The sequence below is a fragment of the Achromobacter mucicolens genome, assembly GCF_902859725.1.
GTDB classification, from domain to species: domain Bacteria; phylum Pseudomonadota; class Gammaproteobacteria; order Burkholderiales; family Burkholderiaceae_B; genus Achromobacter; species Achromobacter mucicolens.
Map to the genome: position 1 here is coordinate 70033 of NZ_CADIJP010000018.1, position 14201 is coordinate 84233.

Annotated in this window: 10 protein-coding genes and 1 other RNA gene; 10 read left to right on the forward strand and 1 reads right to left on the reverse strand. The window is 66.8% G+C overall.

All coding sequences use genetic code 11. The annotated features are described in order from the left end of the window. Positions 1-158 precede the first annotated feature (158 nt). From ompA to ssrA, 5 genes are all read left to right on the forward strand, one after another. On the forward strand, positions 159-740 hold the full coding sequence (gene ompA / locus HV786_RS21185; RefSeq protein WP_056322232.1) for an outer membrane protein OmpA: 582 nt from the start codon (positions 159-161) through the stop codon (positions 738-740). Between the two features lie 147 nt (positions 741-887). After that, positions 888-1616 (forward strand): bifunctional 2-polyprenyl-6-hydroxyphenol methylase/3-demethylubiquinol 3-O-methyltransferase UbiG, encoded by a 729-nt coding sequence (ubiG, locus tag HV786_RS21190; RefSeq protein ID WP_056322229.1) that lies wholly within the window; start codon positions 888-890, stop codon positions 1614-1616. After that, positions 1613-2287, forward strand: a complete 675-nt coding sequence (locus HV786_RS21195; RefSeq protein WP_128827738.1) for an HAD-IA family hydrolase — start codon at positions 1613-1615, stop codon at positions 2285-2287. Before ubiG ends, HV786_RS21195 begins: the two co-directional genes overlap by 4 nt. Before the next feature lie 379 nt (positions 2288-2666). Next, positions 2667-3845 carry an MFS transporter gene (locus tag HV786_RS21200; protein WP_175211746.1) on the forward strand — a complete coding sequence of 393 codons (1179 nt, stop codon included), beginning with the start codon at positions 2667-2669 and terminating at the stop codon, positions 3843-3845. Positions 3846-3936: 91 nt separating this feature from the next. Then, positions 3937-4325: a transfer-messenger RNA gene (gene ssrA, locus HV786_RS21205) on the forward strand. 102 nt (positions 4326-4427) lie between these two features. Here the strand turns inward: ssrA and HV786_RS21210 are convergent. Beyond that, positions 4428-4676 carry a hypothetical protein gene (locus HV786_RS21210; RefSeq protein WP_128827737.1) on the reverse strand — a complete coding sequence of 83 codons (249 nt, stop codon included), beginning with the start codon at positions 4674-4676 and terminating at the stop codon, positions 4428-4430. A 563-nt stretch (positions 4677-5239) separates the two neighbouring features. Between HV786_RS21210 and wecB the strand changes: the two genes are divergently transcribed. The 5 genes from wecB to HV786_RS21235 are packed head-to-tail and all read left to right on the forward strand — an operon-like array spanning position 5240 to position 14136. Next, complete coding sequence (gene wecB, locus HV786_RS21215; protein ID WP_128827736.1) at positions 5240-6397, forward strand: non-hydrolyzing UDP-N-acetylglucosamine 2-epimerase; 1158 nt, start codon at positions 5240-5242, stop codon at positions 6395-6397. 35 nt (positions 6398-6432) lie between these two features. Continuing rightward, the gene (locus HV786_RS21220; protein ID WP_175211748.1) at positions 6433-8646 is read left to right on the forward strand and encodes a cellulose biosynthesis cyclic di-GMP-binding regulatory protein BcsB; all 2214 of its coding nucleotides are present in this window, start codon (positions 6433-6435) and stop codon (positions 8644-8646) included. A gap of 12 nt (positions 8647-8658) precedes the next feature. Further along, a complete protein-coding gene (locus HV786_RS21225) occupies positions 8659-10353 on the forward strand; it encodes a glycosyl transferase family protein (RefSeq protein WP_128827735.1) in 1695 nt (564 codons plus the stop codon). Next, positions 10350-13097: an NfrA family protein gene (locus HV786_RS21230; protein ID WP_175211750.1), complete on the forward strand. Its 2748-nt coding sequence runs from the start codon at positions 10350-10352 to the stop codon at positions 13095-13097. Before HV786_RS21225 ends, HV786_RS21230 begins: the two co-directional genes overlap by 4 nt. A gap of 34 nt (positions 13098-13131) precedes the next feature. Next, positions 13132-14136, forward strand: coding sequence for an alginate O-acetyltransferase AlgX-related protein (locus tag HV786_RS21235; RefSeq protein WP_128827734.1), 1005 nt, complete (start codon positions 13132-13134; stop codon positions 14134-14136). Positions 14137-14201 lie beyond the last annotated feature (65 nt).

Consider the following 14201-nt stretch of genomic DNA (forward strand, 5'->3'; position numbering starts at 1 on the left):
CCCCCAAATGCCTTAAGATTGTTTCCAGCACGCAGGAAACCCAGTAGCTATTCCTTTGAACCAGCTCTTGGCGTTGCTATACTGGCCCCGTTTTCCTGATATGCGGCGGGGGTTCGCTGCGAGTCACTTATCCAGCTTCAAGCTCAACGAGGAGAAACATGAACAAACCCTCCAAATTCGCTCTGGCGCTCGCCTTCGCCGCCGTCACGGCCTCTGGTGTAGCTTCCGCGCAAACCGTGGACAACTGGCGCAACCCGTTCGGTAACGTTTGGAAGAACGGTACGAACGAACTGTGCTGGCGCGATGCCTTCTGGACCCCGGCCACCGGCATTCCCGGTTGCGACGGCGTCCCGGTTGCCCAGCAGAAGGCGAAGCCGGCCCCGATGGCGGCAAAGGTCGTGTTCAATGCTGACACGTTCTTCGACTTCGACAAGTCGACCCTGAAGCCCGAAGGTCGCCAACTGCTGCAGCAAGTCGCTCAGCAAGCCAGCACCATCGATCTGGAAACGATCATCGCCGTCGGCCACACCGACTCGATCGGTACTGAACAGTACAACCAGAAGCTGTCCGAGCGCCGCGCCGCTTCGGTCAAGGCTTACCTGGTCAGCCTGGGGATCGACCCCAACCGTATCTATACGGAAGGCAAGGGCGAACTGCAGCCGATCGCTTCCAACAAGACGAAGGAAGGCCGCGCCCAGAACCGTCGCGTTGAGATCGAAATCGTGGGTAGCCGCAAGTAATTGCTGGACTAGCTACAATAAAGGGGCCTCGCATAGCGAGGCCCTTTTTTTCGCCTGCGCCGCGCCCATCGGTGCAGCGCCGAGCCCTCTCCTCGCCTAGCGCGCTGGACCCCTCTATATATAGAGCAGCCTTACGCCGGACCGCCCATGAACACGCAAACTCACGACACCGCGCAAGCCTCCGTCAACGCCGACCAGGCCGAAATCGACAAGTTCAGCGCCCTGGCCAGCCGCTGGTGGGATCCCGAAAGCGAGTTCAAGCCGCTGCACGCCATCAATCCGCTGCGCCTGGAGTGGATCCAGGAATGCGCGGGCAGCCTGGCCGGCCGCAAGGTGCTGGACGTGGGCTGCGGCGGCGGCATCCTGTCGGAAGCCATGGCCCGCAGCGGCGCCGAGGTGACCGGCATCGACCTGGCCGACAAATCCCTGAAGATCGCGCGCCTGCACGGCCTGGAATCGGGCGTGAAGGTGGAATACCGCAAGGTGCCCGTCGAGGAACTGGCCGCCGAGCAACCCGGCCAGTACGACGTGGTGACCTGCATGGAAATGCTCGAACATGTGCCGGATCCCGCCTCGATCGTGCGCGCGTGCTCGACCCTGGTGAAACCGGGCGGTTGGGTGTTCTTTTCCACCCTGAACCGCAACGCCAAGTCCTTCGTGTTCGCAATCATCGGCGCGGAATATGTCCTGCGCCTTCTGCCGCGCGGCACGCATACCTACGACCAGTTCATCAAGCCGAGCGAACTGTCGGCCGCGGCGCGCGGCGCCGCGCTGGAGCCGGTAAGCATGCGCGGCATGGAATACAACCCGATCACCCAAATCTACTCGCTGTCGTCCGACACCTCGGTCAACTACCTGATGGCTACCCGCAAATGAGCGCCCTGATCCTGTTCGATTTCGACGGCACCCTGGCCGACACCGCCCCCGACCTGGCAGCCGCCGCGAACCGTCAGCGCACCCGCCGTGGCCTGGAGCCAATGGCGTACGAGGCGCTGCGTCCCGTGGCGTCCCAAGGCGCGCGAGGCCTGCTGCGCGTGGCGCTGGACCTGCAACCGGGTCATCCGGACTACGAGCCCACCCGCCTGCAGTTCCTGGAAGACTACGCCGCCAGCTCGACGGTGCACAGCAAGCTGTTCCCGGGCATCGAGGAGCTGCTGGCCGATATCCGCAACCGGGGCATGTCCTGGGGCATCGTCACCAATAAGGTCACCTACCTGACCCTGCCGATCGTCGAATTCCTGGACCTGACGCGCGACAGCGCCGTGCTGGTTTGCGGCGACACCACGGCCCACGCCAAGCCCCACCCCCTGCCCCTGCAGCACGCCGCGCGCGAAGCGGGTTTTGAGATCGACCGCTGCGTCTACGTCGGCGACGACCTGCGCGACATCCAGGCCGCACACGCCGCCGGCATGCCCGCCGTGGCGGCGGCCTACGGCTACGTGGGCGAAGAGGACAACGTCATCGCCTGGCAGGCGGAAACCTGCGCCAATTCGCCCACGGAATTGTGGTCGGCCATCGAGCCCTTGCTGCCGCGCGACCTGCGCTGACGGTTGCGCACGGGCGGCCCGGCGGCTGCCCGTCCCGCCGGGGCGGCGTCCGCACCTGCCTGGTGCCCGCCACTGTTCGGCCTTATTAGCGCAACTGACCGAACAATCTATCCGGGCGCCGGGGCTTTATCCGCCCCGCAATCTCCCCTAAAGTGTGAACCGTACACCGCGCTCCGGTTTTTGTCGGATCGCTTCGCTACCGGCGCATGCCGGCGTCGTGGCCCAAGCAGGCCGCGGCGACTTCGCTGTGCTGACGGCCCTCAGCGTCCCGTCGCACCGTGCCCCGCCCGTCTGGCGTGGCGCACGCCAGACCTTTTAGACCTTGCCTTCAACTCCCTGCACGCGCGGCGCCTTTAGGCCTCGCGCCCAAGGAATGCCTATGCTTTTGCCCATCCTGCTTCTTTCCGCCGCCGGCTTCACCATCCTGACCACCGAGTTCCTGATCGTGGGACTCTTGCCCGGCCTTGCCCGCGACCTGAACGTGACCGTTTCCCAGGCCGGCCTGCTGGTGACGCTGTTCGCCTTTACCGTCGCGGCGACCGGCCCCCTGCTCACCGCCCTCATGGCCAACATGGAGCGCAAGCGCCTATTCATCGGCGTGCTGGTGCTGTTTGGGCTGTCCAATGCGCTGGCGGCCGTGGCGCCCAACATCTGGATCATGGCGATCGCCCGCTTCGTGCCGGCGCTGGCGCTGCCGGTATTCTGGTCGCTGGCCAGCGCCACCGCCGTGGAACTGGTGGGACCGGCACGCGCCGGACGCGCCATCTCGACGGTGGCCTTCGGCATCGTGGCCGCCACGGTGTTCGGCATTCCCATCGGGGTGCTGATTTCGGACGCGTTCGGGTGGCGCGCCGCATTCTGGGTGCTGTCCGCGGTGGCATTCGCCAAGGCCTTGCTGCTGCTCCTGACCTTTCCCAGCACGCGCGTCCGGGCCGACAGCGTGCGTCTGGTCACGCAGTTGCGCATCCTGCGCGATCCCATGGTGGTCAGTCACGTGTTGCTGTCGCTGCTGGTGTTCACGGGCATGTTCACCGCCTACACCTACCTGGCCGACATGCTCGAGCGCCTGGGCGGTTTTGACGGTGAGACCGTCGGCTGGACGATGATGGCATTCGGCGCGGTGGGACTGGCCGGCAATACCCTGGGCGGGCGCCTCGTGGACCGCAGCCCGCTGGGCGCCACGGCCCTTTTTTCGGCGCTGATGGCCGTGGGCCTGACGTTCGTCGCGCCCGCCATGCAGTCGCATGGCCTGCTGGCCGTGGCGCTGGGAGTCTGGGGCATCGCCCAAGCCGCGCTCTTCATCGTCTGCCACGTTCGGCTGATGAAGTCCGCCCCCGAAGCGCCCGCCTTTGCCGCGTCGCTGAACATCTCGGGCGCCAACATCGGCATCGGCCTGGGCGCCGTGGTGGGCGGGCACGTGATCGACCACTACGGCCTGGCGGCGCTGGGCGGCGCGGCCGCCATCATCGTGGCGGTTTCCGTGGGCCTGGCCGCGCTGATGATGGCGGCGGCGCGCGGCCGGCGACAGTCCAAGGCGGCGTGCGCCAACGCCATCTGAGCCGGCGCCCGTGTCCTGGCCGCCACGCCTGCGCCGGCGGGCAATTGCGCGATGGCAGGCTATTGCGTTTGACAGTACAATAGAGGTTCTTGGGGCCGATCCGGATTCGACGTGGGTCGCGAAACAACTCAGGGCATGCCGAGCACCAGTACGCTCGTTAAACCACTGGAACACTACAAACGCCAACGACGAGCGTTTCGCTCTCGCCGCTTAAGCGGTGAGCCGCTGCACTGATCTGTCCTTGGGTCAGGCGGAGGAAGGCAACTTCCTAGGGGGGTAACCCTCGAACCGCAGCAGCGACATTCACAAGGAATCGGTCTGCGCTGGGGTCACACGGCTCAGATTTAAATTACGTGAATCGCTTTGGTCCGGCCTGTCGGTTGGCTAAGTCCAAAGTTAAAACCAAATAAATCGACTACGCATGTAGAACTGGTTGCGGAGGGCTTGCGGACGGGGGTTCAATTCCCCCCGGCTCCACCAAATTCCGTTCAGCAACGTCAGCTGAAACCAAAAATCCTCAAGGATGCAAATCCTTGAGGATTTTTTTCGTCTGCGCCCGGCGGGCCCACCGTCATTGCGGCCTCACTGCCGGTTGATCCAGTCTTGCGCGCCCTCGATAAACCACGGCAGATTCAAGCGTTCGCCCTCGCCGGACTGGATGGTCAGGCGCTGGCCGGACGGGTTGGAATCTGCCCCTGCCGGGGAATCCAACGGCCGGCTGCGGTAGTCCACGTTGCTTCGCGGTTGCTGCGGCGTGTCGGCGCAGGCCGCGAGGGATGCGAGGGCTGCTCCGGCAAGGAGCAGCCGCAGCGCTGCGTGATTTGTCTTCATGGTGTGCGGGGTTCCTGCTGACGGCACAGGCCGGTGTGCCGGGCAATAAGGCCTTCCCCGTACCTTACTCGCATTGGGCTGCCCGCGTCAGCCTGCCCCGCTGTAGTAGATGCGGCTTTGCCAGTTGACACCGCCGCCCACGGTCAGGCGATGCCATGCGCCGGGTAGGCGGTGTGATCCACAGCTTGGCCATGTGGCGCGGGAAGATGGTGCGGATGGTTTCGCCCGCGCCGTCCTGCGCCGGGAACGAACTGGCCCTCGTCCTCTTCGGCCAGGTTTTCGTGGCGGATCAGGTAAGAGCGCGATGGCGCCGTCGAGGCGGGCGTTCATAACGAAATTTTATTGTTTCATGCTTTATCTTGCCGGCAGAAACAACCGCCCGGGTTTCGACCCCAAATTTTGGATGAAGTGTCTGCCGCTCCTGCGGCGTGATCGCGCAACGGGAATCGCCCACCCAGACAATGCCGCCGGACCGATGACATAGTTCGACACATATTACGAATGCTTTCAAGACAAAATGAACGCAAGAAAATGCCGCCGGCGTGAGGAGGCCGATTCTCGCTATGAAAGTGCTGTCGATATTCGGCACGCGTCCCGAAGCCATCAAGATGGCTCCGCTGGTTACCGCGTTGCAACACGAGCCGCAGATTCAAAGCGTGGTGTGCGTCACAGGCCAGCACCGCGAGATGCTGGATCAGGTGCTGTCGCTGTTTGAGTTGAAGGCGCAGCACGACCTGGACATCATGGTGCCCAACCAGACGTTGAACGGCTTGTACGCCCGCCTGATCAGCCGGGTGGACGGGGTGCTGGAGGCGGAGAAGCCGGATTGCGTGCTGGTGCATGGCGACACGAGCACGGCATCGGCTTGCGCGCTGGCCTCTTTTCACCGGCGCGTGCGCATCGGTCATGTGGAGGCCGGGCTGCGCACGGGCAATCTGGCGATGCCCTTCCCCGAGGAAATGAACCGGCGCGTGGTCGATGCGATCGGCGACCTGCTGTTCGCGCCGACCGCGCAATCGCGCGGCAACCTGTTGCGCGAAAACCTGGCGGGCAGCATTACGGTGACCGGCAACACGGTGATCGACGCGCTGGCGATGACGTGCGCCAAGCTGACCCCCGGCAGCGCGTTCACCCGCATGCTGCAGACGCGGTATGCATGGCTGGACCCGAACCGCCGGCTGCTGCTGGTGACCGGCCACCGGCGCGAGAGTTTTGGCGATGGGTTCCGCAACATCTGCGCGGCGCTGGTGAATCTGGCGCAGCGAGACGATCTGCAGATCGTGTACCCGGTGCACCTGAATCCGCAGGTACGCGGCGTCGTGATGCCCGAACTATCCGGGCTTGCCAATGTCCACCTGATCGAGCCGCTGGATTACCTGGACTTTGTCTGGTTCATGCAGCGTTCGCACCTGATCCTTACCGACTCCGGCGGCGTGCAGGAAGAAGCGCCTTACCTGGGCAAGCCGGTGCTGGTGATGCGCGACGTGACCGAGCGGCCCGAAGCGGTGCAGGCCGGCACGGTGGCGCTGGTAGGCACCGACACGCGGCGCATCGTCACCGAGGTCAACCGTCTTTTGGATGACCCCGCGCTGCACGGCGCATTCTCGCGGCGGATCAATCCTTATGGCGACGGCAAGGCCAGCCAGCGCATCGTCGATGCGCTTTGCGGCCGTGCCGTCTCCGAATTCGCTCCCCACGCTACCGCCCCCTCCTCCTTCTGATTCTTGCCGCGATGCCCTTCCTGCCCGGAGTCTTCATGCCTCTCCCCTCACAAGCCACCAATGTCCGTACGCTGTGCCGCGCCTTGATCGCGGCGGGGCTGCTGGCGCCGCTGGCCGCGATGGCCAGTCCGGCCGGCGACGCGTTGCGCCGGCTGCAGAGCGACGACATGGTCACGCGCAGCACCACGCTGGAGGACCTGGGCATCAACGAGCCCGTGGTCCTGTCCAACAGCGATGCGCGGCAGGAGTTCTATATGCCGGTGCCGCGCGGCGTGCCGGTCACGGACGCCCGGCTGGATTTCGACGCGCGCTACACCAAGGGTGAGCCGGGCCGGACCAGCATGGTGCTGTGGCTGGACGGCGTGCCGCAAGCCGCGCAGCGCATCGCCGATGGCGACGGGTCGGCCAGCCGGACGCTGGCCGTGGAGCGGCGCACGCGCGAGTCCGGATTTCTGCGCGTGGGCGTGGACTGGCAGTCCGACATCGCGCTGCGCCATTGTGAAAGCAACCGTGCGACAGGCAACGCCCTGACCATCTCGCCGCAGACGCGGCTGACCTATCGCTATGACGCATCCGCGATCAACAGTCTGGATGACGCGTGGGCCTCGCTGCCCGGCAAGCCCGTGCTGATGGTCGCAGGCCGCAAGCTGGACCAGCAGGCTTTTGACAGCGCCTGGCGCATGGGCGTGGCGATGGAGCGCAGCGGCAAGCGCGTGGCGGTCAGGGCCTTTCCGGCGGTGGGCGAGGACGTGGACACGCGAGGCTTGCAAGCGCCGGCCGGCCTGGCCCAAGTGCCGGCGTTTGCCGCGCTGATGGGCAAGGAGACCCACAAGCTCGCCAACCCGGCGGAAATCGGCGCCCTGCTGGTGATGGGCGCGCCGGCCGTGGCCGGCGACGTCGTGATTGCCGACGCGGCGCTGACGCAAAAATACAGCGAGGCGCTGGACGCCTTGCAGGCTCAACTGGCCTCAGACCCCGATGCCGCAGACGCCTTCAAGGCGTGGCGCCAGCAGCGCATGCCGCTGGCGGGCGCCGGCCTGCCGTCCAAGGAGATCCGGCTGATGTCCCTGGGCCGGCAGGCGGTCATCGCCGTTGCGGCCGATGCGGGCGCGCAGGGCGCAGGGGTCTTCGACACCGCGTGGCGCCGCATCCTGGCCAGCCGCCAGGTGCAGGTGCAGACGGCCCTCCCGCCGCAGTCCCACCAGGATGGCGGCGTGCGCCTGTCGGCGCTGGGCGGCGCGTCCGCCAGCTTTGACGTGGTGGCGCGCGGGGATTGGAACACCTCGTTTCCGCTGGCTGCCGTGGCCAGCGATGGCCGCGTGCCGGATGAACTCGTCATGGACGTGGCGGCGGCGCCCGGCGCGTCGTCCACGCGTCCCGTGGCCTCGGTATTCTGGAATGGCATCTTGCTGGGCGCCAAGCAGCTGGAGGCCGATGGGCGGCCCGAACGGCTGACGGCGCGCGTGCCGGGCTATGCGCTGGGCGTGACGAACGTGGTCCGCGTGACGTTCCAGCGTCAGCCCGTCTCGGTGGACTGCAACGAGATTCCGCAGGGCTATCCCGTGAACGTGCTGCCGACCAGCTATGTGAAGCCCGGCAAGTCGCAGCCGGACGGCACCTTCGTGGGCCTGCTGCCGCAGATGGCGGGATCGCCGCAGGTGCTGATTCCCGACAGCTATCTGGCCGACGCGCCCGCCAACATCAAGCGGGTGATCGGCATTGCCGCGGCCAGCGGCGTATCGGCCACGCGCGCCGAGCTGGCGGTGTCGCCCGCCGGCAAGGCAGTCAAACCGGCGCGCGCCTTCCTGGCGATGGAGCTGCCGGTGGAAGGCGCCAAGCCTGCCGTCAAAGTCACCGACCGCAAGCAACTGCAGGTGGCGGGCAAGGACACGACGTGGCTGGACATTTCCGGCCTTGCCGAACTGAGCACCGCGGAAGTCGTCAGCGCCGGGGGCCAGGACGGCGTGCTGTGGCATACGCTGGGCGATCATCCAGGCATGACGGACGCGCCCTTTGTGCTCAATCGCGGCAACATCGCGATCATCGGCGCGGCGGGTCCGGTGGCCTGGATCGACAGCGACAATCCGGACGCGAGCCATCCGCCCGGAGCGGGCGAAAGCGCCTTCTTCGAATGGCGGCGGTATATCTCGTGGAGCGTGCCGGCCATCAGCATCAGCCTGTTGGTGCTGCTTCTGATCCTGATCTTCGCGATGCGCGTCAGCCGCAGGAAGAACAAGGATTCCAAGTAAGGCCCGGTCGACATGTCCTCGCTCTACTGGCCCTACCTGATCGCGGATTACTACCGCGGGCTGGAGGTCGTGACCGCCGTGGTGGGCGTCATCATCCTGCTGTCCAGCCTGGATGACCTGTTCATCGACGGCTGGTACTGGGTGCGCGAGCTGCGGCGACGGCTGACGGTCAAGCGCCGCTACGCGCCGCTTACCGCCGAGCAACTGCGCGCCAAGGAAGAGCAGCCGCTGGCGATCATGGTGCCGGCCTGGCTGGAGTACGACGTGATCGCGTCGATGCTGGAAACGATGGTGTCGACGCTGGAATACAAGAACTACATGATCTTCGCGGGCACCTACCAGAACGACGAGCGAACGATCAAGGAAGTCGAGCGGATGCGGCGCCGCTATCGTCAGCTGGTCCGCGTGGAGGTGCCGCACGACGGCCCGACGTGCAAGGCCGATTGCCTGAACTGGATCGTGCAGGCGATCTTCGCGCAGGACGCCAGGCAGCCCGTGCCGTTTGCCGGCGTGATCCTGCACGACAGCGAGGACGTGCTGCACCCGCTGGAACTGAAGTACTACAACTACCTGCTGCCGCGCATCGATTTCATCCAGCTGCCTGTGACGTCGCTGGAGCGGCACTGGTACGAACTGGTGGCGGGCACCTACATGGACGAGTTCGCGGAATGGCACACCAAGGACCTGGTGGTGCGCGAGAGCCTGTCCAAAATGGTGCCGTCCGCGGGCGTGGGCACGTGCTTTTCGCGCCGGGCGCTGGTGGAATTGGCCGCCGAGACGAACAACCAGCCGTTCAATACGGACACGCTGACCGAGGACTACGACATCGGCGCGCGCCTGGCGCAGCGCGGCATGCGCCAGATCTTCGGCAAATTCCCGGTCGAATACGTGACCCGCCGCCAATCGTGGTTCGGCATGGGCAAGGAACGCATCGCGCCGCTGCGCATGCCGCTGGGCGTGCGCGAATACTTTCCGAACACCTTCCGCACCGCTTACCGGCAGAAGGCGCGCTGGACGCTGGGGATCGGGCTGCAGGGCTGGCAGCAGGTGGGATGGACCGGGTCGCTTGCGACCAAGTACCTGCTCTTTCGCGACCGCAAGGGCCTGGTCACGTCCTTCATCGCCATCCTGGCCTACGTGCTGCTGGCGAACTTCTTTGTCTTCTACCTGGCCGACCTGTTTGGGTGGTGGACGGTGTATTACCCGTCGTACTTCCGGCCGGGCGGCTGGCTGGTCACGCTGATGTGGGCCAACGCCGTGGCGCTGCTGCTGCGCGTGGTGCAGCGCGCTTACTTCGTCGGCCGGATGTACGGCTGGGAACATGCCCTGCTGTCCGTTCCGCGGATGATCGTCGGCAATTTCATCAATGCCATGGCAGCCGCCCGGGCCTGGCGCCTGTTCATCGGCCACCTGATCACGGGCAAGCGGCTGGCGTGGGACAAGACCATGCACGATTTCCCGTCCACGGATCAGCTGGCGCAGCAGCGCCAGCGCCTGGGCGAGCTGCTGCTGTCGTGGCAGGCCATCGACCAGTCCACGCTGGAGCAGGCGCTAACGATCCAGGTGCGCGAGAAAAAGCCGCTGGGCCAGATCCTGACCGAGCAGGGATGGCTGGACGAAAGCACGCTGCACGAAGCCATCCGATTCCAACAGGCCGGGCAAGGCGAACCGCCGGCCGCGCCCGCGACCAAACCTTCAGTCCCATGACGTCCTTTCCCCGATCGCTCGTTCTGTCCGCGGCCCTGGCCTGTATCTGGGCCGCGGCGCCCGTGAGCGTGCAGGCGCAGTCCCGAGCCGAGGCGCCGCTGGAGGGCGCCGCGTGGCAGTTTGCTGACGAGGGCTACCGGAACTACGACGCCGGCAATTACGCGCTGGCGCAGCAGCAGGCCGAATCGGCCATCGTGCTGCGCCCGGATGTCGAGCGCCTGCGCCTGCTGCTGATCTATTCGCTGCAGAAGCAGGGCAAGATCCAGGAAGCCGACAAGGCGGCGGCCGACGCGATCGCCAGCGGCCTGGACACGCCCGCCCTGCGCCAGGCGCGTGCGAATCTGCGCCCGGCTGCGGCCAGCCCTGCCGCGCCCGCTGCCGGTGCGTCGGCCGCGTCAGCCCCCCGGCCAAGCAGCGCCTACCAGCGCGGCTTTCCCATCGCCACGCGCGCGTACGCCGACTACAACCGCGCGGACTATGCCGCCGCCGAACGCGGCGCCGAGCGCGCGTTTCGCATCGATCCCAAACAGGGCGCCTGGGCCATGCTGTGGCTGGACGCGCTGGAAGCGCAGGGCAAGTACGCCGACGCCGAAGCGGCGGCCGCCAAGGCCCTGGCGCTGGGCGCGCCGAACAAGAATGATCTGGCCGCGCGGCAGCAGACGCTCAAGCGCCGCATGGCCGTCAAGCCCGCCGAGGAAGGCTATCAGGCGCTGATCGCAAACCGTCCGGGCGATGCGGTGCCCCTGGCGCGGCAGGCCGTCGCGCTGGCGCCGGACAGCGCCAGCCACCGTCTGCTGCTCATCACGGCCCTCATGCTGGACAACCAGCTTGAAGCGGCCGAGGCGGCCGCCACGGACGCCATGCAGCAGGACGACGAAAACACCGTGGCGCTGCTCTTGCGCGGCTATCTGCGCCAGCGCCAGGGTAAGACGCAAGCGGCCGACGCGGACTTCGACGCGGCGCTCAAGCAGGACTGGCTGGACGACGAACAGCGGCGCAATGTGCGCCTGATCGCGGCCGACGCCGCGCTGGCGGCCGGCGACAACGCGCGCGCGCTGGCGCTGGTCGAACCGCTGGGCGGCAACGACGAGGCCGCAGCCCAGCGCATCAAGCGCGCCCGCGCGCGCCCTGCCGTTCCCGCCACCCTGACGCTGGCGAACTATCCCGCGCCGGTGCAGGACTGCCGCGACACGCCGTACGGCACCTCGTGCGAACTGCTGCCGTCTGACGCGGCGGGCAGCGGCGGCCCGGCCTCGCAGGCCTACGCCGCCTATGCCCGCGAGGACTACCAGGAAGCGATCAGCCAGGCGCGCAAGGCCGTCGAACAGGATCCCGCGAACAAGGAATACCAGCGCCTCCTGACCACCACGCTGGCGGCGGGCAACCCCGCGCAGCTGGCCGAGGCCAATACGCGCATGAGCGAGGCGCTTGCCGCGCAGCCGGACGATCCCACGCTGCTGATGCAGCGCGGCTACCTGCACCAGCGCATGCGCCAGCCCAAGCTGGCCCTGCAGGACTTCCAGGCGGCGCGCGCGACCGGCAAGGCGCCGCCCACCGTGATCCTGGACGAAGGCTATGCGCTGGCCGGCACGGGAGACAAGCGCGGCGCGGTCGATCGCCTGAAAACCGCCATCGACGAGAATGACGCGGGCAAGCTGGAGCTCACGCCCCAGCAGCGGTTCGACACGCGCAACGCCATCGGCGGCCTGTCGCGCGAATGGGGCGGCTACTTTTCGGCCGGTTACCGCGGCGCGCGGCCCGCGTCCTCGGGACTGGGCGGCGCGGCCATCACCGTGCCCGGCGACGCGGTGTTCAGCACCACCGAAATCTTCTGGCGGCCGTCCGACTTCCTGAATTCGTCGACCCGCACCTTCGAACTGTACGGGCGCCTGTCCAACACGCTGTACGACGAGGGCAGCCGGACCGCCAGCCAGACCGTGTCCGACCCTTGCGCCGGCACGGTCGACATCGCAGAAACCACCAATCAGGGCATTTCAGGCATCCCCACCACCATCGGGTCGCTCGGCATGCGCTTCACGCCGTCCACCGAAGTGGGCCTGACGTTCGGCCTGGAGCGCCAGTTCAACCTGGGCAGCGCCACGCGCCGCGGCACGTTCAGCCCGGCCCCGCAGGAGCTGCGCTGCGCCCCCGCCCTTGGCAACAAGACCGCGCACTACCAGACGGACGCCGGCAGCGGAGGCTGGCTGGCCTATGTCACCTACGGCTTGTACGAGGGCACGACGCTGCGCATCGACCGTCCCGACTGGTTCACGATGGAAGGCTATGTGCAGGCCGGCTATTCCTGGCAGGACATGCCGGCCAAGTTCTGGCTGCGCGACAACACGACCGGCGTGGACGGCGAGAAGTCGTCGGGCCGCTTGAAGCGCGACCAGGCGTTCGGCGCCGGCGAACTGCGCGTGGGCCGCAGCTATCGGCTGGACGCGATCAGCGAGCGCCTGGTGTTCTTTCCCTATGCCGTCATCGGCGCGGACTGGCTGTGGAACAAAAACCGCGTCACGGGCTTGGACATCGAGGGCGCCGAGTCCTTCCGGCTATTTGGCGACAGCACCTCGTGGTCGATGGGCGCCGGCCCGGGCTTCAATTTGCGCTACTGGTTCCGCGAAGGCCACTACACCGCGCCCATGTCCTATCTGGACCTGACGACGCAATACCGCTTCAACATCGGCGGCGGGCAGGCCGACCGGGCCAAGGGCCTGTTCATCAACCTGACCCTGTCGTACTGACGGCACGCCGATCCGCAACACAAGGAGTTCACCCATGCACCATGCAACCCGTCTTCCGAAACGCGCCCTGCCCGGCGCGGCGCGCGCGCTGGCATCGGCCGTCCTGCTGGCGGCGTGCGCCACGGCGGCGCAGGCCCAGCAGGCCTCGTCCATCGTCATTCAGGGCAAGGACAACTGGCTCTTTCCCGGCTGGGGGAGCCTGACGCAGGTGGACATGCGCGGCATCGACGCGTCCACGCAGCTCGTGCGCGAGACGCGCGACGCGCTGGCGGCCAAGGGCATCCAGCTTGAAGTGCTGGTGCTGCCCGACAAGACCCTCTTCTATCAGGACAAGCTGCCGGACGGCAAGACGCTCAGCGCCGACGTGAAGAAGCGCTACCAGACCATCCAGGAAAAACTCAAGCAGGCGGGCATCTCCACCATCGACGACGAGGCCGTGCTGCAGGGGGTCAAGCGCAGCGGCCAGGAGGTGTTCTACCGCACGGACCAGCACTGGACGCAGGCCGCCGCGGACGCCACCGCCGACGCGCTGGCGCAGCGCATCAAGACGGACGTGAAGACGCTGGCCGGCAAGCCGGGCACAGGCATGCAACTGGGCAGCGTGGTCAACGAGCGCCGCTATGGCGATCTGGCCGAGCTTTTCCTGACGCCGGACCAGCGCAAGCAGGCCGGACGCGAGACGTTCACCGTGCGCCGTCAGGCCGAAAACCAGAGCCTGCTGGACGACACGCCGGCGCCGGTGCACGTCACCGGCCACAGCATGGTGCAGCCCTACTTCGGTTTTCCGCAGAAGCTGTCCAACGCGCTGGACCGTCCGGTGTCGGTCAACTGGAAACCCGGCAATGTGGGCCACTGGATCATGCTGCTGGAATACCTGGAGTCGCCCGCGTTCAAGCAGAACAAGCCGCAGGTGCTGGTGTGGCAGATGTTCGAACCCACCTATGCGCAGGGGCCTGACGCGCGCGGCCTGTGGGACAACGCTTCGATCATGAGCGCCGACACCTGGCGTACGCGCATGAAAGCGGCGATCGGGAAGTAAGCACGTGAATGCGCCGGAAAAATCGGACGCGGGCCGCCGGGACGCCGGCCGCCGGGACGCCGGCC